Here is a 26,977-nt window from a genome sequence, read left to right on the forward strand (position 1 = left end):
ATGACTTCGCGTATCAAGTTTGCGATCATCCTTGCCGGTTCGGTATCGCTGGCGGCCTGCCAGTCCGGCGCGCCCGACCAGCTTCCGCCCGAACCCGGCGTGAGCCAGCCGGACACCGGCGGCGATTACACCAGCGGCCCGCGCGAGGGCACGCAGGAGCATTTCGTCGATGCGGTGAACGGCCAGAACGTCATCTATTTCGACACGGATCGCTACAACATCGACACCGCCGATGCCGCCGCCCTGCAAACGCAGGCGCAGTACATGGCCCGCTATCCCAATGTTACCGTCACGATCGAAGGCCACGCCGACGAACGCGGCACGCGCGAATACAACCTCGCGCTGGGCGAGCGCCGGGCCAACTCGGCGAAGAACTATCTCGTCAGCCTGGGCGTTGCGGCCAACCGCATCCGCACCGTGAGCTATGGCGAGGAACGCCCCGTGGCGACCGCCTCCACGCCGAGCGCGTGGGCGCAGAACCGCCGCGCGGTGACGGTCGTTATCGACTAACGCCCTTCCAGGCGTTCATCGACCAAAGCATGTCGGAAAGAGGGCGGGCGATCCAATCGGGTCGTTCGCCCTTTTCGTCAGGACAATAGCGGAGCGCTGCCTGCGCCGCCCTGTTCGAAGACCATCAAGCGGCCCGGCAGAGCGAGAAGATAGACACCGACCGGCAGGGCCGGGGCCACTCGATGGTTGCAGGTCCCGCCCATCGCTTTAGATTGGTGCGATGGCAAAGGCACGCAGATCGAACGACTGGGGCTTCCCCCGCTGGCGCGGGTACGACGAAGGCCGCGAGGCGGTGACCGTGCGCCTGTGCGATCGCCATGGATGCGAGGAACGGGGCGATTGCCCCGCGCCCAAATCGCCCAACAGCCCCGAACGCTGGTATTTCTGCCAGAAGCACGCCGCGGAATACAATTCCAAGTGGGATTATTTCGAAGGTCTCGACAAGGCAGAAAAGGAAGCGCGCGCAAAGAACGAGCGGCGCGACAATGCAGGCTATGCCGAAGCGTCGCACTACAGCTGGGGCGGATCGGGCGACGGATCGCGCTCCGCCGACGAGATGCGCGCGCTCGACCTGCTCGAGCTTGAAGCCGATGCCGATTTCGCCACGATCAAGCGCGCGTGGCGCGAAAAGGCCAAGACTGTGCATCCCGACGTGAAGCCGGGCGACAAGGAAGCCGCCGCCGAATTCCAGAAGCTGCAGGTGGCTTACGAGGTTCTCAAGGCGGGCGAAGCGCGGCGCGAATGGCACGGTTGATGCGGAAAAAACGGACCTTCACCAAAGCGTAACCTGACAGACGCGGTTCGGTCATGCGACCGGCCTAACGCCCCTTCGCACACGCAGCATAAGGGGTCTCGCCATGCGCTCTTCGTCCATTTCCACAATCCGTTTCGTCCTGCTCGGCACCGCCGCGCTTCTGCCCGCCGCCGCGCTCGCGCAATCGCCCGTCGCGCCGGAGGGTGAAGAAGCCGTGCCCGAAAGCGTGGGCAACGAAATCGTCGTCACCGCGCAGAAGATCGAACAGCGCGCCCAGGACGTGCCGATCACCATCAGCGCGCTGACCGGGGAGCGTATTTCCGATCTGGGCGTGACCGATCTGGACGAGCTTTCCAACTACGTCCCCGGCCTCAACATCCAGGAACAGAGCGCCAATAATCCCGGCATCGTGATCCGCGGGATCACGTCCGACAGCGGCTCCGCCCAGCAGGGCCCGCGCGTCACGCTGTACTACAACGGCGTCGATATCTCGCGTTCGCGCGGGTCGTACCAGGCGATCTACGACATGGAGCGGGTCGAGGTCATCAAGGGCCCGCAGGCCACCTTGTTCGGCACCGCATCGGCGGTCGGCGCGATCAGCCTCGTCTCCGCGCGCCCGAAGCCCGGCCTTTCCGCCGCGATCACCGGGGGCACCGGCAACTTCGACGCGACGCTGCTTTCCGGCTTCGTCAATGCCGGTTCGGATGTGGTTGCCGGGCGCATTGCCTTCGAATGGCGCACGCGTGACGGCTATGTCGAAAACCTCGCCACCAACCAGACCGAGGATCTGTACGCGAAGAACCAGTTCGGCGCGCGTGGCTCGCTGCGCTTCACGCCCACGCCCGACATCACCGTCGATCTGATCGGCACCTACGACCAGCAGCGCCACGGCGGCACGCCCTTCATTTCGGGCACGCTCCCGGCCTTTGCCGGCGCGCCCGGCGGTGCTGCGAACGCGTTCGAGGATGCCAATCTGGGCGGATCGCCCTTTTCCGCGCAGGCGCTGGGCGGCGACCAGCTTGGTCTCGAGCGCGAAGTCTATGACGTGAATCTCACGGCAGAATGGGTCTTCTCCGACAACTGGACCTTCACCACCGTCAACGGCTACCGCAAGTTCGACAGCGACGAGATCTTCGACGCCGATGGGTCCGCCGCGCCGTTCCTCGAATTCGCCGAAATTTCGCAGGGCGACCAGTTCAGCCACGAAGGCCGGTTCACCTATCTGGGCGACCGCCTGCGCGGTTCGTTCGGCTGGAACGTCTTCACCGAAGACGGCATCCAGAACGTGCCGTTCTCGACCGAGGAAGGCCTGTTCATTCAGTGCCTCACCACGGTTTTCGGTGCACCCGCCGTCCCCGGCGTTCCCTGCGTGGCACCCGACGGTTCGTCGCCGGCGACCGGGCTCACCGCGGCGCTGACCGGCGGTGCGCTCAGCGCGCTGCCCTACGCCTCCGTGTTCGAGAACCAGGGCCAGAACGACAGCTATTCGGTCTTCGCCGATGCCACCTTCATGCCGACCGACAGCCTGGAGCTGACGGCGGGCGTGCGTTACCTGTGGGAAGACCGGTGGTCGGGCTTCCGCGCGGATGTTCCCGTACCCGTCTTCCCGAGCCTTCTGCCTGCGGCTCTGCGCGCGCAGCTGCTGGGCGCTCTGCCCAGCCTGGCAGTGTCGCTGATCCCCGGGCAGACTGACACCGGCGGGCAGACGGTCACGGCCGAGGACAGCTTCGATGCGTGGCTGCCGCGCTTCAACGTGCTCTACCGCATCAGCCCCGATGTGAACGTGTTCGCCACGGTTTCGAAGGGCCGCCGTTCGCCGGTCGTCCAGGTGGATGCTGCCGGCCCCGATCCGGTCGCCGAGGAAACCGTGTGGAACTACGAAGGCGGGCTCAAGCTCGCTGCCGGCCCGGTCTCCGGCTCGCTTGGGGTCTATTACCAGGTCTATGACGACTTCCAGGTTTCCGTCGAAGATCCGAACAACCTCGGTTCCTTCATCACGCAGAGCGCAGGCAGCGCGAGCAATCTTGGCGTCGAGGCGGAAATCGCGGTGCAGGCGACCGACTGGTTCAGCCTGTTCGGCAATGTCGGCTATATCGACGGCGGGATCGACGATGAGGCGGGCAATGGCCGGTTCGCCGGGGCGCGCTTCCGCCTGCAGCCGGAATGGCAGGCGGCGGGCGGCTTCACGCTCGATGTTCCGATCGGCGATGGCGCGCGCTTCTTTGCGACGCCTAGCGTGACGTACCGCAGCCGGATCGTGTTCGAACTGCCCAGCGCGACCCGCCCGGACCCGATCTCGCAGGGGCCGGTCACGCTGGTCAACGCGCGCGCGGGCATCTCGATCGACGACGAGCGGTTCGAGATCGCGGGCTTCATCCGCAATGCCTTCGACGAAGATTACCTGCTCGACGCGGGCAACACGGGCGGCTCCTTCCGCATTCCGACCTACATCCCGGCCGAACCGCGCCTGTTCGGCATCGAAGTGACCGCGCGCTTCGGCGATTGATGCAAAAAAATGGGCGGGGGCTCGAAAGCCTCCGCCCATTCATCCGTTTCCGGGAGGATCAGACCGCTTCGAGCGCCTGCTCGAAGTCCGCGATCAGGTCTTCGGCGTCCTCGATCCCGATGCTGATCCGCACCAGGCTGTCCGAAATGCCCAGCTGCTGGCGGCGGGCATGCGGCACCGAGAGGTGCGTCATGCTGGCCGGATGGCTGGCGAGCGTTTCCGTACCGCCCAGGCTGACGGCCAGCTTCGCCACTTTCAGCGCGTCGAGGAAGCGGAAGCTCTCCTCTTCGCCGCCCTTCAGGAACAGCGAGAAGGTGGAGCCTGCACCAAGGCAGTGGCGCGCGTAGATGTCCTTCTGCCGCTCGTCCTTCAGCATGCCGAGATAGCCGAGGCCTTCGACCTTGGGATGCTTGGCGAGGAATTCGCACACCTTCTCCGCATTCTCGCCCGCGCGCTGCATCCGCAGCTCGACGGTTTCCAGCGAACGCAGCAGCATCCAGGCGGTGTTGGGATCGGCGATGCCGCCCATCGTGTTGCGGATCATGCGGACAGGGTTCATCCACTTCTCGTCACCGGCAATGCTGCCTGCCACGAGGTCCGAGTGGCCGCCGACATATTTGGTCAGCGAATAGCACACGATGTCCGCGCCGTGCTCCAGCGGGCGCTGCCACAGCGGCCCGAGGAAGGTGTTGTCGATGGCAATCGGGCAATCGGCGGGCAGCGCCGCATCGCGCGCATCGCGGACCATCTCGATATCGACCAGTGCGTTGGTCGGATTGCCCGGGCTTTCGAGGTAGATCATGGCGACCTTGCCGCCATTCTCGCTCGCCATGTCCTTCGCCTTGGCGAGAACCTCGTCGAATTCCTCACGCGTGGCGCCTGCGGGGAAGTCGATATATTTGACGCCGAACTTGCTCAGAACCTTGGCCACGAAGCCTTCGCTGGCGGCATAGAGCGGGCCGGAGTGCACGATGACATCGCCCGCACTGCAATAGGCCATCATCATCACGCAGATCGCGGTCATCCCGCTGGAGAAACACAGCGCGTCCTCCGCACCGTCCCAGATGGCGAGGCGATCTTCCAGGATTTCCTGGTTGGGCCCGTTGAAGCGCGAATAGACGAGGCCTTCGGCACCGCCTTCGCGCATGCCGGTGATCCCTTCGAAGTGGCGCTTGCCTGCGGCCGCGCTTTCGAAGGCGAAGGTGCTGGTCAGGAAGATCGGCGCCTTGAGCGATCCTTCGGACAGGGCGGGGTCGTAGCCATGGCCCATCATCAGCGTGGACGGCTTCATCTTGCGCCCTTCGATCTTGGTGATCTCGGGCTTGGGCTTGCGGCGGGGGGTAGGGGTTTCGACTGCGTCGACGGCGTCGGTCATGCGAACGGCCTCCTCAAATGCACCCCCAGGGAGGCGGGGGCTCGGGTTCGAGGCATGGCCGGAGGCGGCCCGTTCCTAACCTCCGCAGGAACGCATCTCCACCGGCTGCCGATTGTCGAACGCGCGACTAGCCGGGCGGGTTTCCACGATCAAGTAGCGTGCATCAAACCAGCGAGGCGACGGCCCAGACCACGCCCACGATCAGGACTATGCCGAGCAGGTCCAGCACCAGCCCCGCAGTGACCATCCGCCCGATCCGGATTCGCCCGGTGGACCAGGCAATGGCGTTCGGCCCGGTCCCGGCGGGCAGCATGAAGCCCCAGCTTGCCGCCAGCGCAACCGGCAGGGCAAGCAGTTCGGGCTGCGCGCCCAGCGCCACGATCAGGCTGGCGACCACGGGCACGATGGCCGATGCGGTGGCGACGTTGCTGGCAAACTCGGTGATGAGGATCACCAGCGCGACCACGCACAGGGCCACCAGCAGCAGGGGCACGGCGGCCAGCGGCAGCAGCGCGTCGCCCAGCCAGGCGGCCAGCCCGCTGGCGGTCATCCCCGCGGCCAGCGCCAGCCCGCCGCCGAACATCATGATGACGCCCCAGGGCGCACGGTTGGCCTCCTCCCAGTCGAGCAGCGCGCGGCCCGTGCCGTCTGGCAGCAGGAACAGCGTCAGGCTCGCGGCGATGGCGATGGTCCCATCGGTCAGCGAGCCTTCGGGCAGCAGCGGGCCCAGCAAAGGCTGGCCCATCCAGAGGAGGAAGGTGACGGCGACCACGGGCACGAGGCGCCTTTCGGGCGTGCTCCATGTCCGCTCGACCGGGATGGCAGCGCGCGCCGCAGCTGCATCGAAGGCCTGCTTGCCCACGCACTGCACGCGCGCGATGATCGCGGCAGCCAGCGGAATGCCGAGGATCACCACTGGCAGGCCGTACAAGGTCCACGCGGCAAAGCTGATCTTTTCCCCGATCGTCTGGTCCAGCAGTCCGACCGCAATGGCATTCGTGGGCGAACCCACCAGCGTGCCCAGCCCGCCGATACTGCACGCAAAGGCAATGCCCATCGGCAGCGCGCCCGACAGGCCCTCGGTATCCCCCTCGGCCAGCCCGGCACTCGCGATCACGGCGAGCGCGACGGGCATCATGATAAGCGCGGTCGAGGTGTTGGAGATCATCATGGAAAGGATCGCCGCGCTGGCCATGAAGGCCAGCAGCAGCTTTCCGGGGCCGGCGCGCGGCCCGGCCAGCCGCAGTATGCCGAGCGAGAGGCGGCGGTGCAGGCCGACGCGTTCGATGGCCAGTGCGATGAAGGCTCCGCCCAGCAGCAGAAACAGGATCGGCGAGTAGTAGGCGCTGGCCGTTTCCCGCGCGTCCATCACCCCGGCGAAGGGGAGGACGAGGAAGGGCATCAGCGCGGTCGCGGTCAGCGGCAGGGCTTCGGTGATCCACCATGCGGCCATCAGCACGACGAGCCCGGCGACAATGAACCCTTCGCGCGACAGACCCTCCGGTGTCGGCGCGAAGGTCGTCATCAGCAACGCGCCGGCACCGATCGCCAGCCCCGCCTTGCGAACCATGTTCCCCTCCCTCTCCACCGCCCGTGATAGGGCTTCGGGCGGTTCCGGCAAGAGCGCTGGCGATGGGCGGGGTGCGCAGGCCGGGCGTTCAGCGCGGATGCATTGCCCGTCTGCCAGGGCAGGAGCCATGAAAAGACGCAATTTCCTGGTCGGCGCGGGTGTCGCCGCGACCTGCTTCGCTGGTGTGGCGGCGACGCCGGGCGCCATGCTCATGGCGCAGACCGCAGGCGCCACGTGGTCGATCGGCCCGACGCTCAGGGGCAAGAACCACTCGCCCGGGCTGCCCGCCACAATGCGCGAGACGCCCGAGGGGCCGGCGTTCGATTTTCCTTATCCGCGCGCGAGCGCAGGACATGTGCACTATGTCACCGCGCCTGCCGGTTCGCTCGCCGGGGCGAGCCGGATGGTGATTCGCTACCGGATCGACGCGGCACCCGGAACGCGCTTCGTGGCGCAGGAAGATCCGCAGGGCACGGCGACGATCTCCCTCTATTTCCAGCGCGCGGGCGACACATGGACCATGCGCACGCCGCGCTATCGCTGGTATTCGCCCGAGGATCGTCTGGTTCCGCTCAGCCCCGGCACGCACGAGATCGCCATCGATTTCGATGAGGAATGGCATGCGATGACGCACGAACGGCGCTCCGCCATTCCGGGTGCGTTCGAGGCAGCATTGGCCCGCGCCGAAAGAGTGGGCTTCACCTTCGGCTCCGCGCCTCTGCGCGGACACGGCGTCTACGCCACCGGCCCTGCGCGTTTCACACTGCTGGATTTTCGGGTGGAATAGGCGGCTGCGTCAGCCCGGTTCGACATCGAACTGGCGCACGTGCCAGCGCAACTGATCGGCGGAGGCGCCGGGCACGTCGTTGACCCGGCTCAGTACGATGTCGCCCGTCAGCTCCTGGCCGTTCGATCCGGTGATCGTGATGGGCGCGCTGTAATAGGTCGTGCCTGCCGCGCCCTCCAGCTGGCCGCCGGATGCGGAGACGGTGATCGTGCCGAAATCGGCAAACCGCTCGGTCAAGGCGGCGCCGCTGGTGCCTTCGCGCGCCTGGCCGCGCATCAGCCCATAGGCCTGCTCGAATTCCTTGAGCTCCAGCGCCCGCACGAAGGCCTGCAGGACGTTGCGCGCACCCTTTTCGCCGCGCTCCGCCTCATCCTCCAGCGGCGCCGGGGTCAGATCGGGATAGCCTTCGTTGACGCCCGAACCATCGGTGTAGCCCGGCGGCGGCGTTTCGCTGCCCGGTTTTTCGTCAGAGGTGGGCGTAGCTGACGCGACCGCGCCCGAATCATCCCCGATCGGGGGCGAAGGCTGCGGGGCATTGGCCGCATCGCATGCGGCAAGCGACATTGCGGAGAGGCCAAGGCAAAGGGCGGCGAGACAGCGTGCAGTGCTCATGCAAACTCAATTCGCATTCTTTCGCATCCGTTCCGCCGCCGCGTCGGGCTATCCGATTGCCGGACCTACTTGGGCGCGAGAACCATCAGCATCTGACGGCCTTCGAGGCGCGGGAACGCTTCGACCTTGGCGATTTCCTCCACATCGTCGCGGACGCGGTTCAGAAGGTCCATGCCGATCTGCTGGTGCGCCATTTCACGACCGCGGAAGCGCAGGGTGACCTTCACTTTGTCGCCGTTCTCGATGAACTTGTTCACGTTGCGCATCTTCACGTCGTAATCGTGCGTGTCGATGTTCGGACGCATTTTGACTTCCTTGATGTCCTGCGTCTTCTGCGTCTTGCGCGCGAGGTTCGCCTTCTTCTGCGCTTCGTAGCGGTGCTTGCCGACATCCAGGAACTTGCACACGGGCGGGTCTGCGTTGGGCGAGACCTCGACCAGGTTCAGGCCCACTTCCTGAGCGCGCTCGATCGCTTCGCGCGTGCTGAGGACACCGATGTTCTCCCCGGTGTCGTCGATGACGCGGACCTTGGGGCTCTGGATAAAATTGTCGTAGCGCGGGCCGCTCTTGATAGGCGGCTGAAGGGAACGACGGGGGGGACGTGCTATGGGATGCTCTCCTGAAGTCTTTCGAATGGAGCGCCGTATTTAGGTCTTTTTTGCGCGATGCGAAAGGGGGGTAGGGCGGCGCACGCGCGAAATTGCGCGGCGCGTTGCAATCAGGCTGCGCGTTCCTCCGCCCGCCAAAGCGGCAGGCGGACCAGCCGGTCGCGTACCGCGCATGCCGCCTCGATGGTTTCGGCGGGGCTCAGACTGGCGCGAATCGCCGCGTGCCCGGCGTCCATCCCGCCCGTGAATGCCCCGAATGCAGGCAGCACCATGCGCGGGCCGTATCCCTCGTGCCGGGCGACCACGGCGCAGGGGCGGCGGATGCGGCGCCCGCGTACCGTCACGTCGAGCTTGGGGTGCCAGTGGCCGGAAAGCTCGCTCCGCGTCTCGCCCGCGCGCGCCTCGTGGCGACAGATCACGCCGCCGATTTCGATCTCGGCGAATTGCTCGCCCCCGCATTCGGCAGGCGCGCCGTCGGTGTGGGCGGAGGCATCGTGATTGCCCGTCACCCAGATCCATTCCACCTCGTTCGTCAGGCTATCCAGCAGATCGCAGGCGGCAGGCTCCAGCCGTGCCGCGCCATCGGGATCGTGGAAATTGTCGCCCAGCGTGACGACCCGCCGTGCCTCCGTCTCTGCCACGGCCCGCTCCACCCGGTGCAGGGTTTCGCGGCTGTCGTAGGGCGGCAGCGGCTGGCCGTGCTGAGCGAAGAAGCTGGCCTTTTCGAGGTGCAGGTCGGCAACGAACAGCGTGTCCTCGCGCGGCCAGTAGACCGCACCGTCGCCGCGCAGAAGCAGCTCCGCTGTGCCGAACGAAAGGGGAACCATGGCCCTCCCTTGCCCAAGGCTGGCAGGCTTGGCAAGGGGAGGGGGCGTCAAGTATACAACGACAGGAAGACGATGCCCGACTGGTCCGAACAAACCCGAGAAGCCCGTGGCTGGTTCGAGGACCTGAGGAACCGGATATGTGCCGAGTTCGAGGCGATCGAGCGCGAGGCAGGGTCCGAAGCGACCTTCGAATACACGCCCTGGAACCGTGAGGAGGAAGGCAATGCCGATCCCGGCGGCGGTGTGCGCGGGGTGATGAAGGGCCAGGTGTTCGAAAAGGTCGGCGTCAACGTGTCGACCGTGCAGGGCAGCTTCGCGCCCGAATTCGCCAAGACCATCAATGGGGCGGAGGACGATCCCAGCTTTTCCGCCACCGGCATCAGTCTCGTCGCGCACATGGCCAACCCGCACGTGCCCGCCGTGCACATGAACACGCGCTTCCTCGTCACCGCGAAATCCTGGTTCGGCGGCGGGGCCGATCTCAACCCGCCGATCCCCTACGAGGAGGATACGCAGGAATTCCACGCCGCCTTCCGCGCCGCCTGTGCCAAGCACAACCCGACCTATTACGAACGGTTCAGCAAGTGGGCGGATGACTATTTCTACATTCCCCACCGGGGCGTGCATCGCGGGGTCGGCGGAATCTTCTATGACCATCTCGAGTGCGACAACGAAGCGGCCTTTGCGCGCAACCTCGACTTCACCAGGGATGTTGGCGAGACGTTTCTCGACGTATTCCCGCGCATCGTGCGCAGACGGATGGAGAGCGACTTTACCGAGGAAGACAGGCGCACCCAGCTCGACTGGCGCGGGCGCTACGCCGAATTCAACCTCGTCTACGATCGCGGCACGCTGTTCGGCCTCAAGACCGGCGGCAATGTCGATGCCATTTTGATGAGCCTGCCGCCCCACGCCACCTGGGCCTGATCCGGCCCGTTCAGCCCAGCTTACAGCGGGCTATGCCAAATGCCGTGCCACGCTTTTTATCCGGAGAACTCCATGCGCATTGCCGCAGCAGCCCTTGCCCTTTCCTTCACCGCAACCGCCTGTACCACGCCAGATGCCGCTTCGCAGTCGGCCAGCATGACGCAGCCCATGGTCTCGCCGATCCTCACCACCGCGCAGGCCTTCGACGACCAGACATACGCGCAGCCGCAGGTCGCGCGGGTGACGCATGTCGACCTCGATCTGGATCTCGATTTCGAGGGCCAGCAGGTCGGCGGCAAGGCGACGCTGGATGTGCTGGCCGCGCCGGGTGCGAAGGAAATCGTGCTCGACAGCAATGGTTTGCAGATCGCTTCCGTTACCGATGGTGCCGGTCGCCGGCTGAGCTACTCTGTGGGCGCAATGTCCGATGATGGCGGCAAGGGTGCGCCCCTGACCATTCAGCTCGACGGTGCCGAACTGATCGTGATCGACTATCGTGCGGCCCCGAACGCCGCCGCGCTGCAATGGCTGATGCCCGAACAGACCGCGGGCGGCGAATATCCGTATCTGTTCAGCCAGGGGCAGGCGATCCTCAACCGCACGTGGATCCCCACGCAGGACAGCCCCGGAATCCGCCAGACATGGGAAGCGCGCATCACTGCGCCCAAGCCGCTGGATGTCGTGATGAGCGGCGTGCGTCAGGGCGAGCCCGAAGACCTCGGCAATGGCCGCCGCGCCTTCCGTTTCGTGATGGACAAGCCCGTGCCGCCCTATCTGATTGCGATTGCTGCGGGCGATATCGATTTCCGCGCCATCGGCCCCCGCAGCGGCGTGTGGGCGGAGCCGGTGATGCTCGACCGCGCATGGCGCGAGGTCAACGATACCGAGCAACTGATCGAGGCGGCGGAGGAACTTTACGGCGACTATCGCTGGGGCCGCTACGACATGATCGTGCTGCCGCCCGCCTTTCCCTACGGCGGGATGGAAAACCCGGTGATGACCTTCCTGACGCCCACCTTCATCGCGGGCGACAAGTCCAACAACGGCCTGATCGCGCACGAACTTGCGCATAGCTGGTCGGGCAATCTGGCGACCTATTCCAGCTGGCGCGACGGCTGGCTGAACGAAGGCGTCACCTCCTATTTCGAGAACCGCATCACCGAGCAGGTCTACGGCGAGCAGCGGGCGGAGCAGGAATATGCGCTCAGCTATGCCTCGCTGGTCGAAGGCATCGAAGAGGCCGGGGCCGACAGCCCCACCACCGCCATGCGTTCGCCGGATTCGATCAGCCCCTTCGAAACGGAAGGCGTCGCGATCTACGACAAGGGTACGGTGTTCCTGCGCACGGTCGAGAACATGGTCGGCCGTGACAGGTTCGATGCCTGGCTGACCCAGTGGTTCGACAATCACGCCTTCGAACCGGTGACGTCCGAGATGTTCCTTGCCGATCTGCGTGAGAAGCTGATCGGCAACGACGCGCAGCTGGAAGCGCGCCTGATGCTGGACGAATGGGTCTACGGCACCGGCCTGCCGTCCAATGCCCTGAAGCCCGATCCGCAGACCTTCGCGGCGGTGGACAATGCGGTGGCGGCCTACGCGGCCGACGGCACGCTGCCCACTGCCAATACCTGGACCGGATGGACGGCTGCGGAACAGCGGCGCTTCCTGGAGCGGATGCCGGAAGAGCGGACGGACGAACAGCTGGCCGCACTCGATGCGAGGCTCGGCCTGTCCGAGGCGGGCAACAACGAAGTGCTGTTCCTCTGGCTGGAAGCTGCCCTTCGCAATCAGTACGATCCCGCCGTGCCGCAGGCCGAACGCTTCCTGTCGCAGGTGGGCCGCAACAAGTTCGTCAGCCCGCTGTTCACCGCGCTCAGCGAAAGCGACTGGGGCAAGCCCATCGCGCGCCGCATCTATGCCGAGACGCGCGACAGCTACCATTCCTACACCCGGGGCCGGGTGGACGCCACGCTCGGCATGACCGCGGGCGAGTAACCGCGAAGCGTCGGCGCGCAGCGGTTGCCTGCGCGCCGACATTCGAAAAACGGCAAGCAATTAACGCGTTGCAATAGTTTGTACTGCACCGCACATCTGAAGAACGATGCTGAGGCAATACGAACTTGTTGAGCGGGTAAAGGCCTACGACCCGGACGCCGACGAGGCGATGCTGAATCACGCCTATGTCTATACCGTGCAGAAGCACGGCAGCCAGAAGCGCGCCAGCGGCGACCCGTATTTCAGCCATCCGGTCGAGGTTGCGGGCCTGATGACCGACCTGAAGCTGGATCAGCAGACGATCGCCACCGCGCTGCTGCACGATACGGTCGAGGATACGCTCACCACGATCGACGATATCAAGGCCAATTTCGGGCCCGAGATCGCGCGACTGGTCGACGGCGTCACGAAGCTTTCCAAGATCGAACAGATGCCGGAGGACGAGCGCGCGGCGGAAAACCTGCGCAAGTTCCTGCTGGCGATGAGCGAGGATATCCGTGTGCTGCTGGTGAAGCTGGGCGATCGGCTGCACAACATGCGCACGCTCCACTTCATCAAGAACGAGGACAAGCGCCGCCGCATCGCGCGCGAGACGATCGACATCTACGCGCCCTTGGCAGAGCGTATCGGCATGTACGAATACATGCGCGAGATGCAGGCGCTGGCGTTCGAGCATCTCGAACCCGATGCCTTTGCCACGATATCCGGGCGGCTCGCGCAGATCCGCGAGCAGGAAGGCGGGCAGGTCGATGCCATCGCGCTGGCGATCAAGCAGGCGCTGGCCGAAGCGGGCCTGAAGGTGGAGGTGCAGGGGCGCGAGAAGCAGCCCTATTCGATCTGGCGCAAGATGGCCGAACGCCATGTCAGTTTCGACCAGATCACCGACATTTTCGCCTTCCGCGTGCTGTGCGAGAAGCCGGAGGATTGCTATCTTGCGCTGGGCACGCTGCACACGACCTGGCAGTTCATCCCGGGGCGCTTCAAGGATTACATCTCCACGCCGAAGAACAACGGCTACCGCTCGCTCCATACCGCCCTGATCTACTCGGGCTCGATGCGGGTGGAGGTGCAGATCCGCACGCAGGAAATGCACCGGACCAACCATTTCGGGCTGGCCGCGCACTGGGCCTACAAGCAGCACGACGAGCCCGACGGGCAGGTCGCCTGGCTGCGCGACCTGATAGAGATCGTGGATGCGAGCCATGATCCCGAGGAGCTGCTGGAGAACACGCGGCTGGCCATCTACCAGGATCGCATCTTCGCCTTTTCCCCCAAGGGTGCGCTGTTTCAGCTGCCCAAGGGAGCGACCCCGGTCGACTTCGCCTTCGCCGTCCACACCGATCTGGGCGCGCAGACGATTGGCGCGAAGATCAACGGGCGGCACATGCCGCTGCGCACGCCGCTGGCCAATGGCGACGTGGTGGAGATCATCAAGGGCGGCGATGCCGAACCGCAGCTTTCGTGGCTGGGCTTCGTCGTCACCGGCAAGGCGCGCGCCGCCATCCGCCGCGCGGTGCGCCACAAGGAGCGCGAGGAAGTCGCCGAACTGGGCGCCAAGCTGTACGACCAGATCGCCGCGCGCACGCCCGCCAAGGTGGGCAAGAAGGCGCTGCGCGAGGCGCTCAAGCGGCTCGACATGGAAGAGGAAGAAGACCTCATGTACGCCATCGGCGCGGCCAAGATTTCCGACCACGAGGTCATGGAAGCCCTCGTGCCGGGCAGCACCGCCGATTTCGAGGACAACACGGACGACCGGCACAACCGGCAGCCCATCTCGATCCGCGGCCTCAAGCCCGGTAACGCCTATACGCTGGCCGATTGCTGCCACCCCGTTCCCGGCGACAGGATCGTGGGCCTGCGCCGCAAGGGGGAGAGTGTGGAGGTGCACAACATCCAGTGCCTCAGCCTTGCCAGCGGTATCGACAACGACTGGCTCGATCTGGACTGGGGCGACCGGTCGGGCGTTGCGATCGGCCGGCTGGTGGTGACGCTGTACGACCGGCGCGGGACCATTGCCGAGATGGCCAATATCGTCGCGCGCAACCATGCGGACGTGCGCAGCCTTGAACAGGTGCGGGTGGAGAACCCCTTCGCCACCTACGAGATCGACGTCGAGGTGCAGGATCTGGCGCACCTCACCCGGCTGCTCAGCGCGTTGCGCGCCAGCGATGCGGTGGCGCAGGCCGAACGGGTCTGACCGCGTTCAGGCTCTGGCGAAGGGCGTCACCCCTCTTCCGCGACGATTTCGAAGCGCCGGACCGGCACGGGGATATTGCAGATATCCGCGCCGCCCGCAGGCACGATGAAGAACGGATCGCGCCGGTTGGCGCGTGCGTCTGTATATCGTGCGAAGCTCTCGCTGTCGGTCGCAAGATATTCGAAGCGCGGCTGCTCGGCTTGCGGCAGGTCCGCACCTATCCGGACCGAAACGATCGGCACGCGTTTCTCCGGGTCCTCGTAGAAGCCCAGCGGCCCCTTGCCGCGCGGCAGGCTGGAGAGATGCTCGATCCCCTCGATGATCCGCCCGACAACCGCGATATTACGGTCGAGATGGCGCGGCGCGTGGCCTATCACGGTGTAAAGCTGCGATCCGTCGCCGGTATCGGGCGACATGTTCCGACCCACGCCGACCATGCCGTAGCAGTGGACGGGCCACCAAGGAGCATCGCCGCTTTCACCTTCGGTCGCAACTGGCCAGCCTCTGAAAAACTCGACCCATTCGGCGTATGAGTCACGTTGGTGCCAGCCCGCGAATGTGCCGGAAGTCTGCGTCGATTGCACATCGGGACTGGTATTGTGAAACGCGGGGTCCTCGTTCTGCGACCAATCCATGTTGCCATAGTCGGCCCGATTCTCTTCGGCCAAAGGTCGATTGTTCCAAGCCAGATTCACATCGATCGTGTCCGCCGTATAATCCCCCTCATCCATCACCTTCAGCCCCGCAGGCACGGGCTTGGCCTCGACACCCATGTCCGGGTCGGGTTGGCCCCACTGAACCACGTAGTTGTCCTGCACCCGCAGGATCGCGCTGCCGTCCCAGTACCGTGCGCGGGCGAGGGTGCGGATGTTCTCGACCCAGCCTTGCGAGAAAGGCTCGCCGATCAGCTGCATCACCACCTTGCGCTCCGTACCATCCTCCAGCGGGGGAAGGGTCATCACGACAAGGTCTTCTGGATCGATGATGACCCATTCATCCTGCGACGCTGCGTTCACGATCTCGCCCGGTGAGGGTGCGGGCGTTTCGGCCTCCTGCGCGATGGATGCAGTGGTGAGTGCGAGGGTGGCGACGGCGAGCGTGATGGCGTGCTTCATGGCTGATGGTCTGCCACTAAAACCCACCAACACAAACCCCGCTCGTGCTGAGCTTGTCGAAGCACCGTACTTCTTGAAGAAAAACGACCGTTAGAGCTCCGCGCCCTCTTACCCTCCGACAGGCTCAGGGTGAGCGAGTTCGGGTGTTCAATCCCCTGCCATGTCTTCCAGCGCGTGCATGTCGTCGTCCGACAGGCCGAAATGGTGGCCGATCTCGTGGATCACCACGTGGCGCACGAGGTGCTCCAGCGTTTCGTCGCCGCGCTCTGCCCATTCGTCCAGGATCGGACGGCGGAACAGGCGGATGCGGGTGGGCAGGGTGCCCGACATTTCGATGCTGCGTTCGGTCAGGGCATGGCCTTCGTAAACGCCCGTCAGCTCGAACGGATTTTCCATGCCCAGCTCGCGCAGCGTTTCCTCGCCCGCGAAATCTTCCACGGCGAACACCACGTCGCCCAGCTGTTCGCGGAAGGCATCCGGCAGGCCCGCAATCGCCTCGCGCCCCAGCTCTTCCATCTCTTCCAGCGTGACGGGCGTACCGAAGTTTCTCATGGCCATACGTCTAGCGCTCCATCACTGCCTTGCGAAGCGATCACATCGCGGCTAGGTGCGCTGGCTTCCCGAACGGGCGATGCGGAGCGGTGGCCGAGTGGTCGAAGGCGCACGCCTGGAAAGTGTGTATACGGTAACCCCGTATCGAGGGTTCGAATCCCTCCCGCTCCGCCACCGGCCTTTTCAAGCCGATCCCATCTTCACCGCTTATGCGATTACGGTTTAAATCGATTCCAAAGTACCTTTGAGCGGTCAGCATCTTCTGGTCGCCACCGTGTCTGGGTCAGCGACGAATCGAATGGGAAGCCGCTCCAATCCCTATCAAGCCACAGCCATCAGGCTCGCATTGCCGCCAGCGGCGGTGGTATCGATCGAAACAACCACTTCTTCCAGCATCCAGGCCGCCATGTAGCCGGCGCCTCTACCGCCAAGTTGTACGATGGGGATCGGACCGTCACCGGCGGCAATCGCCTTCAGAACCGGGCAGATGTCATCGCCATTGTCTTCGATCAGCACGTGGGCAAAGTCACACGCTGTCTCCCAGTTTGGGGCCCAGGAAAGCCCGCTGGTCAGTTCTGGCCCAACAGCTGCAAACAGTTCGCGCGTGGCAGGTTCGTCGGGGAGGACGGGAATATTCCCCGTCGCGCTTATCAGCCCCAGCTGCTCCTCGAGACCAGCCGCCGTCCTGGCGAGCAGGAGCACGCGCCCGCGCGGCCTGACGCTGTAAAGGTTGCGTTCGCCGACGGGGCCCGGAAGCCCGGTCATGGCCCCCAAGCTCCGCGTATCGCCCGGATCGTCGATCCTGGCTGAGTTTCCGCAGTCCGGCTTCACCAACCGCGACAGATAGAGCGGACCGCCCGCCTTGGGGCCCGTGCCCGAGAGGCCGCGGCCGCCGAATGGCTGAACGCCCACGATAGCGCCGATGATGTTGCGGTTGATGTAGATATTTCCCGCCTCGGCCCCGGCGACCACCTCCGCAATGGTCTCGTCGATGCGGCTGTGAATCCCGAACGTCAGACCATAACCGGTGGCGGAGATCTGCTGCATCAGCCTGCCCAGATCGCGGCGGGCGAAGCGCACCACATGCAGGACCGGGCCGAAAACTTCGGGACCCAGTTGGTCGATCCTATCGATCTCGATGATCGTGGGCGGCACGAACGATCCGTGCTCGGTAGCGCCGTCGAGCGTCAGCTGTTCGACGCGGAGCCCCTTGGCCCGCATGGCCTCGATATGGGCGACGATCCCGGCCTGCGCTTCATCCGAGATGACAGGGCCGACATCGACGCACAGCCGGTCGGTCGCCCCCACCTGCAATTCTGCCAGCGCGCCGCGCAGCATGGTCAGGAGTTGGTCGGCGATGTCATCCTGCACGCACAGGATGCGCAGGGCCGAGCAGCGCTGGCCCGCGCTGTCGAAGGCGCTGGCGATCACGTCCCGCACGACCTGTTCGGGCAGGGCGGAGGAATCGACCACCATCGCATTCTGCCCGCCCGTCTCGGCAATCAGCGGGATCGGTGCGCCATCGGGCAGGGTGCGCTGCGCCAGTTGCCGCTGGATCAGCTTGGCCACCTGAGTCGATCCGGTGAAGATGACGCCGCAGGTCTGAGGAGCAGCGACGAGCGCTGCACCGATCTCGCCAGCGCCGGTCACCAGTTGCAGCACCGCAAGCGGTACGCCGGCCTCATGCAGGATCTGCACCGCCTGTGCGGCGATCAGCGGGGTTTCCTCGGCTGGCTTGGCCAGCACCGTGTTCCCCGCCACCAGCGCCGCAGCGACCTGCCCGACGAAGATGGCAAGCGGGAAGTTCCACGGGCTGATGCAGACCATCGGCCCCACCGCTTGCGCCCCGGCCAGACCGCCCCGCGCCTCGTTGGCATAGTAGCGCAGGAAATCGACCGCCTCGCGAACCTCGGCAATGGCGTTTGGGGCAGACTTGCCCGCCTCGCGCATGATCAGGCCCAGCAACGCCTCCATCCGCTCGTCGAGCAGATCGGCCGCGCGATCGAGGCACGCGGCCCGATCGGCCACCGGGCTCGCGGCCCAGGCGGGAAAGGCATCCGATGCGTTGCGCGCCGCGATCTGCACATCGCCGGGAAGCGCGTTGCGAACATGCCCCACGATGTCGTCCCTGCGCGCAGGGTTGCACACCGGCTCGGCCTGCCGGGCACCCTCAATGCCGGGGATGAGCGGCGCGGCCTGCCAGTCCGTGACCGCGCTTTCGCACAGAGCCTCGCCAAGCTGTGCCAGCACCGTTTCGTCGCTAAGATCGAGCCCGCGCGAATTGCGGCGGTCGGGGTAGAGATCGGGCGGAAGATCAATCACCGGATGGCTCGATCCCACAGGTTCGATGGCTTCGGCCTCTACCACAGGATCGGTAACCAGCTGGTCGATCGAGAGATCCTTGTCCCATATACGGTTCACGAAAGACGAGTTCGCGCCGTTTTCCAGCAAGCGTCGCACCAGATAGGCGAGCAGCGTTTCGCGCGAGCCGACCGGGGCATAGATGCGGCACGGACGGTCGAGCCGGTTGGGGCCGACCACTTCGCCATAGAGCTTCTCACCCATGCCGTGGAGGCACTGGAACTCGTAGTCTCCCACCGCGAAATCATCGCCTGCCAGATGGTAGATCGTGGCCAGCGTCTGGGCGTTGTGGGTGGCGAACTGCGGGAACACGTGCTGGCGCGCGGCCAGCAGCTTGCGCGCGCAGGCGATGTAGCTCACATCGGTGTGGACCTTGCGCGTGAAGACCGGGAAATCCGCCAGCCCATCGACCTGCGCGCGCTTGATCTCGCTGTCCCAGTAGGCGCCTTTGACCAGCCGCACCATGATCCGGTGGTCCGAACGCTCCGCCAGATCGACGATCCAGTCGATCACATGGGGGCAGCGCTTGCCATAGGCCTGCACCACGAAGCCCAGCCCGTGCCATCCGGCCAGCGCCGGATCGAGCGCCAGCGCTTCGAGGATATCGAGCGACAGCTCCAGCCGGTCGGATTCTTCGGCGTCGATGTTGAACCCGATGTCGTAGTCGCAGGCCAGCAGGGCCAGAGCGCGCACCCTGGGCAGCAGTTCGCCCATCACCCGGTCCGCCTGCGCGCGGGCATAACGGGGATGCAGCGCGGATAGCTTGATCGAGATTCCCGGCCCGGCATAGACGCCGCGCCCCGAGGATGCCTTGCCGATGGCATGGATCGCGCGCTCGTAGTCGGCATAATAGCGATCGGCATCGCGCATCGTCATCGCCGCTTCGCCGAGCATGTCGTAGCTGTAGGTGAAGCCGCGCTTTTCCTGCTTCCTGGCCCGTTGCAGCGCCTTGCCGATGGTCTCTCCGGTGACGAACTGATCGCCCATCATTTCCATCGCCATGTTCACCGCGCTGCGGATCACCGGCTCGCCGGCGCGCTTGATCAGGCCGGCAAGCGACGCCGACAGGCCACGTTCGCGCAGGGGAGCTACGAAGGAGCCTGATACGACCAGCCCCCAGGTCGCGGCGTTGACGAAGATGGAGCGCCCATCGCCCAAGTGATCGCGCCACTTGCCATGCGCGATCTTGTCGCGGATCAGCCGGTCGCGCGTGGCGCTGTCGGGGATGCGCAGCAGCGCCTCGGCAAGGCACATCAGCGCCACGCCTTCCTGCGTGGAGAGCGAATATTCCTTCATCAGCCCGTCGACGCCGCCGGGCTGGCCGGTGCGCCGCAGCTTGCCGACGATATTGCCTGCAATCCCGGCGACCGCCGCGCTTTGGGGCGGGGTCAGCCGCGCTGCTTCGATCAGCGGTGCGACGGCCTCAGGCTCCGCCAGACGATAGGCATTGGTGATCGCGCTACGCAGCGGCGTCGGCATGGCAACCGGCGGCGCAAAGCGGGCGAAAGCCGGGCTCGGGCCGAGTTCGAACATCTTTCCCATGACTGCAAACTCCGGGCAGGCGCAGCCGTCCATGCCCGCCGGTTGCACGGCGGGCATGGGTCGGTTCTGGTTTGTTGAGGGTTGAAGGAGAGCGGCTAGCTCACGTAACCGTTTTCAAGATCGCGCTGGCGTCGTTCGGCGCTGCGCTGTGCTGGGTCGCCGAAGCCGCCCCCGCCGCCGGTCGCCACGCGCACCACGCTGCCCGCCTTGAGCGGCAGGGTGCTGGTCTTGAGCAGGTCGTCACGCACCGTGCCATCGGGGGCAACGATCTCGACCTGGGGGCCAAGCCCTTCCGATCCGCCCGAGAGGCCCCATGGCCGTGTGAGCGAGCGTTCGAACCAAAGCGACAGCGTGGTGTCGCCGTCCAGCTCGTATTCGCGGTAGCTGCCGTTGCCGCCGCGGAACTCGCCTTCGCCGCCGCTGTCCTGGCGGATACCGTACTTGGTGATCCGCATGGGATAGCGGTGTTCGAACACCTCGATGGGATAGTCGCGGAAGCTGCCGTTGACGTTGTTGATCAGGCAGTCCTGCCCGTCGCCGCCGTTCCATGCGCCCCAGCCGCCGCAGTTCGCCTCCACCGCAACGAAGAAGGCATCGTCGTTGCGCGCGTCGGTGCCGCTGAAGATGGTGACCATCGAATCGCCGTAGTGCGCTGCGGCGGCGCGCTGCGGCAGCGCCGGTGCCAGCGCCTTCACCACCATGTCGATCAGCATGCCCAGCGAGGAGAAGTACCAAGAGCACGCCGCCGGAGCCGCCGCGTGAAAGATCGTTCCTTCCGGGGCGACGATGTTCAGCGCCCGGAAGGTGCCGCCGTCCACGGGGCGCTCCGGGTTGATCAGCAGCTTGAATGCCACGCGCAGGGCCGAGACCGTCTGGGTGAACCCGCAGTTCACCCCGCCGACGGTCTGCTTGGACGAGCCGGTCAGGTCCATTTCCATGGTCTCGCCGCTCACGCGCACGGTCAGCTTCACGGGCACCGGATCGGTCGAGATGCCATCATTATCGAGCGCGCCCTCGGCGGTGTATTCGCCGTCGGGGATGGCGAGGATCGCCTGGCGTTCCAGCTCGGCCGACTGGGCGAAGATGTCGTCGCGCGCCGCCTGCACCGTCTCGTAGCCGAACCGGTCGATCAGCGCGCGCATCCGCATCTCGCCGGTGCGTCCGGCCGCGATCTGCGCGTGCAGGTCGCCGATCAGGGCGTCGCCGAAGCGGCTGTTGGCGCGCATGAAGGCAAGGATGTCGTCCTGCGGCACGCCCTTGCGATAGACCTTGGTCGGCGGCCAGCGCATGCCTTCCTGATAGATCTCGCGGGCATCGGTGGGAGAGCCTGCATCCTTGGCCCCCACATCCAGCCAGTGTGCGCGCGAGGTGGCGAAACCGATCCGCTTGCCCTCCCAGAAGATCGGCATGATCACGGTGATGTCGTTCAGGTGTGTGCCCGCGATATAGGAATCGTTGAGGAGGATTACGTCGCCCTCCTCGTAATAGTCCCAGCCCTTCATCTCGGCGACGATCTGCACGCACAGCGACAGATTGCCGAGGAACAGCGGCAGCCCCAGCGACTGGCCGAGCACGTCGCCGTTCTCGTCGAGCAGGCCGACCGCGCAGTCCTTGCCTTCGTAGATGATCGGCGTGAAGGCGCTGCGGATCAGCGAGGCGTTCATGTCTTCCGCGATGGCGTTGAAGGCATTGCGGATGATCTCGGTGGTGACCGGGTTGGAATGGGGATTGCTGGTGGTCATGCGCTTTCTCCTGCCGCGACGAGCATGTTCCCGAAGGTGTCGATGGTGATGGTGTAGCCGGGAGGCACGACGGTGGTGGCGCTCTCCTCTTCAATGATTGCCGGGCTGGCCATCGGCTTGCCGGGCACGAGCCGCGCGCGCTTCAGGATCGGCGTGCTGTGGGTTTCCCCGTCGAAGATGACATCGCGCGTGCCGACCTGCGGTTCGCCTTCCTCGGGCGTGAAGCTGGCCTCCTCGCCGCCATGCTCAAACTGGCCGGTGGCCGCCAGCCGCAGGCTGATGATCTCGGTTTCCGATTCCGGCTGCGAGTGGCCATAGCGCCGCTCGTAAAGCGCATGGAAACGGTCGAGCATGTCGGCCAGGGTGTCCCCGTCTTCGAGGGGCACGGCGATCGAATATTCCTGTCCTTCGTAACGCAGGTCCACAGCGCGGGCGAAAGCCATCGCGCCCTCTGCCACGTTCTCTTCACGCAGCCTCTCGCGGCCCTGTTGCTCCAGATCGGCGAAGGAAGCCTCCAGCTCCTTCTCGTCGACGGCGCTCATCACGCCGATGTGGCTGGCGACAAGATCGTGGCGGATATCGCTCTGCAACATTCCCCAGGCGGAGAAGGTGCCGGGAAAACGCGGGATGAGGACCTGCGTCATGTCCAGCTCGCGCGCCAGTTCGACCGCGTGCATCGGGCCCGCCCCGCCGAAGGCGACGAGGGTGAACTCGCGCGGGTCGATGCCTTGGCCGACGGTGATGGTGCGCATGGCATCGGCCATCTTGGCATTGCTGATCGCAAGGATGCCTTCGGCCAGCTCGCGGTCCGAAAGCCCGATCTGCCTGCCCAGTCGCTCCATCGCTTTGCGCGTTGCTTCGCTGTCGAGCTTCATCTTGCCATCGAGCAGCGAATCATCGCCCAGACGGCCGAGGAACAGGTTGGCATCGGTCACGGTCGGCTCGGTGCCGCCGCGCGAATAGCTGACCGGGCCGGGATAGGACCCGGCGCTTTGCGGCCCCACGCGCAGACCGCCGGCCTCGACCCAGGCAATCGAACCGCCGCCGGCGCCCACGGTGTCGATGCTGACGATCGACATCAGCAGCGGCAGGCCTTCCAGCACCGTCTCCGAGGTCATTTCCGGCTGGCCGTCGATCACGAGGCTGAGATCGAACGAGGTGCCCCCCATGTCGACGCACAGCAGATTTTCCAGACCCGTCCGCCGCGCCAGCTCGCAGCCGCCGATGCTGCCGCCCACGGGGCCGGACATAAGCGTGGCAATCGGCCGCTCCTTGGCGAGGCGGTCGGTCATTACGCCGCCGCTCGATCCCATTACGTGGACGGTCTTTTCCATCCCCGACTTGGCCAGTTCCGCCTTGAGCGTATTGAGATAGAGTTCCACCACCGGCGCGACATAGGCGTCCATCACGGTAGAAGAGGCACGTTCGACCTCGCGCCATTCGGGCGCCACCTGGTGCGACAGCGAAACCGAGACATCGGGCAGGGCCGCCTTCAGGACCTCGCGCGCCCGCAATTCGTGCGCGGGGTTGGTATAGGCGTGCAGCAGGCACACCGCGATGGCCTGAAAGCCCTCTGCCTTCGCCTTTTCGATGATCGGGGCGAAGTCTTCCTCGGCCAGCTCGGTGATGACCGAACCGTCCCAGGCGAGCCGCTCTCGCACCTCGTGGACATTGCGCCGCGGGACCAGTTGTTCGGGCTTGCGATAGTGCAGCTTGTACAGCTCTTCGCGATGGCCACGGGCGATGGTGTAGGTGTCGCTGATGCCGCCGGTCATCACCAGCATCGTCTTGGCACCGCGCCGCTCGAGGAAGGCGTTGAGGCCGACCGTGGTGCCATGCACGAAGAAGTCGATCTCGGACGGGTCGCCGACCAGCTGGCCGATGCCCTGCAGCACGCCCAGCGCCGGGTTCTCCTTCGTCGTCGGGACCTTGCCGATGCGCACTTCGCCCGCATCGTCCTCGACCACGATATCGGTGAACGTGCCGCCAATATCGGCAGAAACCTTGAATTTAGCCATTGTTTCAGTTCCACTCTCTGGGCGCCTGCACGCCCGATTTTTCTAACAGTCGTGGACGACCGTGAGCGTGATCGGCTCGCTCAGGTAATCCGTGTCTTCGGCGCGTTCGTAGATGCGCCTGAGGGTGTCGAAGCCCGACGTGACCCGTCCGAAGACGGCGAAGCCCTCGCCATCCGGTTGCCGGGTGCCGCCGTGATCCAGTTCCGGTTCGTCGCGCATGCAGATGAAGCAGCTGGGATAGACTTCGCCTTTCCCGAAGCGGGCTGCGGAAACCGCCCACTGCTCGTGCTTCAGTCCGCTGGTGTCCGTGCCTTCATGCGCAATGCGGTCCAGCGGTCGGTCGTGGTGGTCCAGACCAACCTGGATGACCTCGATCGGGACTCCTTCGCCCACCGATGAATTCGTCGGGGTGACGATGCGAAACACGCTCGCATCGACGAATTGCGGCTGCGCGAACTGGCGCGTGAAATAGGCGCAGGTCGCAGGTGCAGCCTCGGGGGCCAGCGTGATGCCGAAAGAACCGAGCGCGCTGATGAAGCGGTAGCTTGCCATCGCCTCCTCCTGGGTCGGCCCCATGGCGGGGCCACACCGATCGTCAGACCGGCACTGCCCCGCCACCGGGACCATCAGAAGTTGAACCGAAGGTCGGCCCGGAACACGTCCGGCTGGGCCGCATAGGCATAGCCGCCGGTCACGAACTCCGCGTTGTAGACCTCATCGAAGATGTTGCTGCCCGAGAGCGTGAAGCTCCAGCGGCCATCCAGATCCTCGATCCCCACGCGGGCATTGACCAGCTGGATCGCAGATCGCGCGGTGCTGTTCTCCGGATCCCAGAACTGGCGCCCGCGATTTTCGAAGTCACCACGAACGAAGAAGCCCAGCGTGTTCGAAATGTCGGTACGATACTGAAAGCCTGCGTTGATCGTGTTGCTGGCGATGTAGGGGGCCTCATTGCCCACCAGCGCGGGATCGACGGCGTATTCCTTGATCTCGGCATCGGTGAAACTGACCCCGAGATAGGCCGTCAGCCCGTCGGCGATCTCGGCCGAGCCTTCCAGTTCGACCCCGAAGATGTCGATCTGGTCGATCGGCACCAGCACCTGCGCGCTGACCGCGCCAATGAACACGAAGTAGGGCGCATTGCTGAGATCGGTCTTGTAGACCGCGCCGCTCACGCTGGTGCGCGGCGCCAGCTGGGCCCGGAAACCGGCTTCCAGCGTCTCGGTCTCTTCCTGCGGCAGGACGTCGGACACGCCGTTTACCCCTGCACCGGCGGCAATCGCACCGACGCCGTTGGGATTGAACTGCCCGCTGCGGAAACCCTTGCCCCAAGAAGCATAGACCGTCGCCGTGTCGGTGGGCTGGTAGCGCAGCGTCACCTTGGGCTGGAACATGTCGAACGTCGCCTTGTTGACGGCGCCCGGCTGGCCGATCGGACCCGTCACATTGCCCGCCCCGTCATACAGCCCTTGCGCGGGATCGACGTATTGCGTGCGCTCGTCCTTGTCGTAACGACCGGCCACCGAAATCTCGAAGCTGTCGGTAAGGTCGTAAGCCGCGTTGAAGAACACCGCCCAGGCCTGATTGTCGTTATCGTCGGCAATGAAGCTGGTCAGCGGGTTGGACGGATTGGTCACCGGAGCACGCCGGATGCGGATGATCCCCTGTTCCAGATCGCTCATGATCGAGGACGAGGTGAAGCGGCTGGTGTCGAGATAGTAGCCGCCGACCATCCAGCGGAAGGACTGGCTCGAGTTCGAGGTCAGCCGGACCTCCTGGCTGAACGTTTCCACATCGAAGAACTGCGACTGGGTCGCGTCGTAGAACGGAAACGCCGGCGACGGAGTAATGCTACTCGCCGCAGTGTAGGGGAACTGGTCGCTCCCGGTGCTCTGCGTGATGCGATCATAGGCGGAGATCGACTTGAGTTCGCCGAACCCCAGATCGATCGCCACCCGCAGCGATACCTGGTCGATATCGCGATCATCGAGACCCAGGTTGTTCGCGTAGAAATCGCGGTCCACCAGATCCGCGTCGTTGATCGTGAAATCGAATGCGGTCGGCAAGCCCGTGGCCGGATCGATGATCGCCGGCTGGTAGGTGTAATTGAGCGCCCCGGCCTCTGTCCGGACGAGCGAACCGCGCAGATCGATCGTCACCGCATCGGCGGGCAGGAACCGCAGGTGACCGCGTAGGGCGATGTCTTCCAGCCCGTCGACCTTCTCGCCGAGAAACAGGTTGTCGAAATAGCCGTCGCGATTGGTATAGCTGCCGGACAGGCGGAACAGCACCGCGTCCTTTGCGATCGGCCCCGAAACCGAAACCTCGCCACCATATTCTCCGCCGGTGCCGCCACCCAGGCTGACATAGCCTTCGAAATCATTGGTCGGCATCTTGGTGTTGATGATGATCGCGCCGCCGGTCGCGTTGCGGCCGTAAAGCGCGCCTTGCGGACCGCGCAGCACTTCGATGCTATCGAGGTCGAACAGCGGCTGGTCGAAGCTGCGTGAGTTCACCTGCAGCACATCGTCGACGACCACGGCCACGGGCGGTTCGCCATTGCGCGTCTGCGACAGGCCGCGAATGGAGATGAAGTTGGTGCCCGCATCCTGCGCGTTCGAGAAGGTGACACCCGGCGTCAGTGCGATGAAATCGTCGGTGCGCGAAATATTGGCATCCTCGATCGCCGCCGAATCGTAGGTCGTCACCGAGACGGGCACGTCGAGCAGTGTCTCTTCGCGACCGCGCGCGGTGACGATGATTACGGAACCTTCGCTATCGGCCTCGCTTGCCGGGGGCGCACTCTCCTGCGCACTCTCCTGCGCGCTTGCAGGGGCGACAAGCAGGACGCCGCCCAGGCTCAGTATGGTTGTTGTCAAAGCTGTTCGCAGGATGGTGCTCACGTTTCCCTCCGATGATACCCGATCCGATTGGACTTCCGACTATATCGACGTCGATCGCAGATGCTCTGGTCGCGAC

19 protein-coding genes and 1 tRNA gene are annotated in these 26,977 nt (G+C 65.2%); 8 read left to right on the plus strand and 12 right to left on the minus strand.

Going from position 1 to position 26,977, the window contains the following annotated elements:
- The 3 genes from pal to ADAD_RS0102105 all read left to right on the plus strand — a co-directional run bounded on the left by pal (window position 1) and on the right by ADAD_RS0102105 (window position 3,770).
- A complete protein-coding gene (pal, locus tag ADAD_RS0102095) occupies window positions 1-510 on the plus strand; it encodes a peptidoglycan-associated lipoprotein Pal (protein WP_010408687.1) in 510 nt (169 codons plus the stop codon).
- Window positions 511-730: 220 nt separating this feature from the next.
- On the plus strand, window positions 731-1,264 hold the full coding sequence (locus tag ADAD_RS0102100) for a J domain-containing protein (RefSeq protein ID WP_010408688.1): 534 nt from the start codon (window positions 731-733) through the stop codon (window positions 1,262-1,264).
- Between the two features lie 103 nt (window positions 1,265-1,367).
- Window positions 1,368-3,770: a TonB-dependent receptor gene (locus ADAD_RS0102105; protein WP_010408689.1), complete on the plus strand. Its 2,403-nt coding sequence runs from the start codon at window positions 1,368-1,370 to the stop codon at window positions 3,768-3,770.
- Window positions 3,771-3,828: 58 nt separating this feature from the next.
- Here the strand turns inward: ADAD_RS0102105 and ADAD_RS0102110 are convergent, their stop codons facing one another.
- Both ADAD_RS0102110 and ADAD_RS0102115 read right to left on the minus strand, forming a co-directional pair.
- On the minus strand, window positions 3,829-5,145 hold the full coding sequence (locus ADAD_RS0102110) for a cystathionine gamma-synthase family protein (protein ID WP_010408690.1): 1,317 nt from the start codon (window positions 5,143-5,145) through the stop codon (window positions 3,829-3,831).
- Window positions 5,146-5,308: 163 nt separating this feature from the next.
- Window positions 5,309-6,715, minus strand: coding sequence for an SLC13 family permease (locus tag ADAD_RS0102115; protein WP_010408691.1), 1,407 nt, complete (start codon window positions 6,713-6,715; stop codon window positions 5,309-5,311).
- 127 nt (window positions 6,716-6,842) lie between these two features.
- Between ADAD_RS0102115 and ADAD_RS0102120 the strand changes: the two genes are divergently transcribed.
- Window positions 6,843-7,502 carry a hypothetical protein gene (locus ADAD_RS0102120; RefSeq protein WP_010408692.1) on the plus strand — a complete coding sequence of 220 codons (660 nt, stop codon included), beginning with the start codon at window positions 6,843-6,845 and terminating at the stop codon, window positions 7,500-7,502.
- 9 nt (window positions 7,503-7,511) lie between these two features.
- Here ADAD_RS0102120 and ADAD_RS0102125 read toward each other — a convergent pair whose 3' ends face one another.
- The 3 genes from ADAD_RS0102125 to pdeM all read right to left on the minus strand — a co-directional run bounded on the left by ADAD_RS0102125 (window position 7,512) and on the right by pdeM (window position 9,549).
- Window positions 7,512-8,114 carry a hypothetical protein gene (locus ADAD_RS0102125; protein ID WP_139020297.1) on the minus strand — a complete coding sequence of 201 codons (603 nt, stop codon included), beginning with the start codon at window positions 8,112-8,114 and terminating at the stop codon, window positions 7,512-7,514.
- Window positions 8,115-8,179: 65 nt separating this feature from the next.
- Window positions 8,180-8,722: a translation initiation factor IF-3 gene (infC, locus tag ADAD_RS0102130; RefSeq protein WP_083825533.1), complete on the minus strand. Its 543-nt coding sequence runs from the start codon at window positions 8,720-8,722 to the stop codon at window positions 8,180-8,182.
- 110 nt (window positions 8,723-8,832) lie between these two features.
- Window positions 8,833-9,549: a ligase-associated DNA damage response endonuclease PdeM gene (gene pdeM / locus ADAD_RS0102135; protein WP_010408697.1), complete on the minus strand. Its 717-nt coding sequence runs from the start codon at window positions 9,547-9,549 to the stop codon at window positions 8,833-8,835.
- Between the two features lie 72 nt (window positions 9,550-9,621).
- Between pdeM and hemF the strand changes: the two genes are divergently transcribed.
- The 3 genes from hemF to ADAD_RS0102150 all read left to right on the plus strand — a co-directional run bounded on the left by hemF (window position 9,622) and on the right by ADAD_RS0102150 (window position 14,668).
- On the plus strand, window positions 9,622-10,476 hold the full coding sequence (gene hemF / locus ADAD_RS0102140; RefSeq protein WP_010408698.1) for an oxygen-dependent coproporphyrinogen oxidase: 855 nt from the start codon (window positions 9,622-9,624) through the stop codon (window positions 10,474-10,476).
- A 72-nt stretch (window positions 10,477-10,548) separates the two neighbouring features.
- Window positions 10,549-12,471, plus strand: a complete 1,923-nt coding sequence (locus ADAD_RS0102145; RefSeq protein WP_010408701.1) for a M1 family metallopeptidase — start codon at window positions 10,549-10,551, stop codon at window positions 12,469-12,471.
- 106 nt (window positions 12,472-12,577) lie between these two features.
- Complete coding sequence (locus ADAD_RS0102150; protein WP_010408702.1) at window positions 12,578-14,668, plus strand: RelA/SpoT family protein; 2,091 nt, start codon at window positions 12,578-12,580, stop codon at window positions 14,666-14,668.
- A 26-nt stretch (window positions 14,669-14,694) separates the two neighbouring features.
- On the opposite strand, the gene ADAD_RS0102155 is transcribed toward ADAD_RS0102150, so the two are convergent.
- Both ADAD_RS0102155 and ADAD_RS0102160 read right to left on the minus strand, forming a co-directional pair.
- Window positions 14,695-15,783 carry a peptidylprolyl isomerase gene (locus tag ADAD_RS0102155; protein ID WP_010408703.1) on the minus strand — a complete coding sequence of 363 codons (1,089 nt, stop codon included), beginning with the start codon at window positions 15,781-15,783 and terminating at the stop codon, window positions 14,695-14,697.
- Window positions 15,784-15,930: 147 nt separating this feature from the next.
- Window positions 15,931-16,341: a metallopeptidase family protein gene (locus ADAD_RS0102160; protein WP_010408704.1), complete on the minus strand. Its 411-nt coding sequence runs from the start codon at window positions 16,339-16,341 to the stop codon at window positions 15,931-15,933.
- 77 nt (window positions 16,342-16,418) lie between these two features.
- On the opposite strand from ADAD_RS0102160, the gene ADAD_RS0102165 reads away from it, so the two are divergent.
- Window positions 16,419-16,509 (plus strand) — tRNA-Ser (locus ADAD_RS0102165).
- A gap of 147 nt (window positions 16,510-16,656) precedes the next feature.
- On the opposite strand, the gene putA is transcribed toward ADAD_RS0102165, so the two are convergent.
- The 5 genes from putA to ADAD_RS0102190 all read right to left on the minus strand — a co-directional run bounded on the left by putA (window position 16,657) and on the right by ADAD_RS0102190 (window position 26,877).
- Complete coding sequence (putA, locus tag ADAD_RS0102170) at window positions 16,657-20,238, minus strand: bifunctional proline dehydrogenase/L-glutamate gamma-semialdehyde dehydrogenase PutA (RefSeq protein WP_010408705.1); 3,582 nt, start codon at window positions 20,236-20,238, stop codon at window positions 16,657-16,659.
- 95 nt (window positions 20,239-20,333) lie between these two features.
- Entirely contained in the window at window positions 20,334-21,980 is a 1,647-nt protein-coding gene (locus tag ADAD_RS0102175; RefSeq protein ID WP_010408706.1) for a hydantoinase B/oxoprolinase family protein, read from the minus strand.
- Window positions 21,977-23,998, minus strand: coding sequence for a hydantoinase/oxoprolinase family protein (locus ADAD_RS0102180; protein ID WP_010408707.1), 2,022 nt, complete (start codon window positions 23,996-23,998; stop codon window positions 21,977-21,979). The genes ADAD_RS0102175 and ADAD_RS0102180 overlap by 4 nt, the downstream gene beginning before the upstream one ends.
- 42 nt (window positions 23,999-24,040) lie before the next feature.
- Window positions 24,041-24,550 carry a peptidylprolyl isomerase gene (locus ADAD_RS0102185; protein WP_029139839.1) on the minus strand — a complete coding sequence of 170 codons (510 nt, stop codon included), beginning with the start codon at window positions 24,548-24,550 and terminating at the stop codon, window positions 24,041-24,043.
- 74 nt (window positions 24,551-24,624) lie between these two features.
- The gene (locus ADAD_RS0102190; RefSeq protein WP_010408710.1) at window positions 24,625-26,877 is read right to left on the minus strand and encodes a TonB-dependent receptor; all 2,253 of its coding nucleotides are present in this window, start codon (window positions 26,875-26,877) and stop codon (window positions 24,625-24,627) included.
- Window positions 26,878-26,977 lie beyond the last annotated feature (100 nt).

Origin of the sequence: Citromicrobium sp. JLT1363, from assembly GCF_000186705.1 — a bacterium.
GTDB lineage: Bacteria > Pseudomonadota > Alphaproteobacteria > Sphingomonadales > Sphingomonadaceae > Alteriqipengyuania.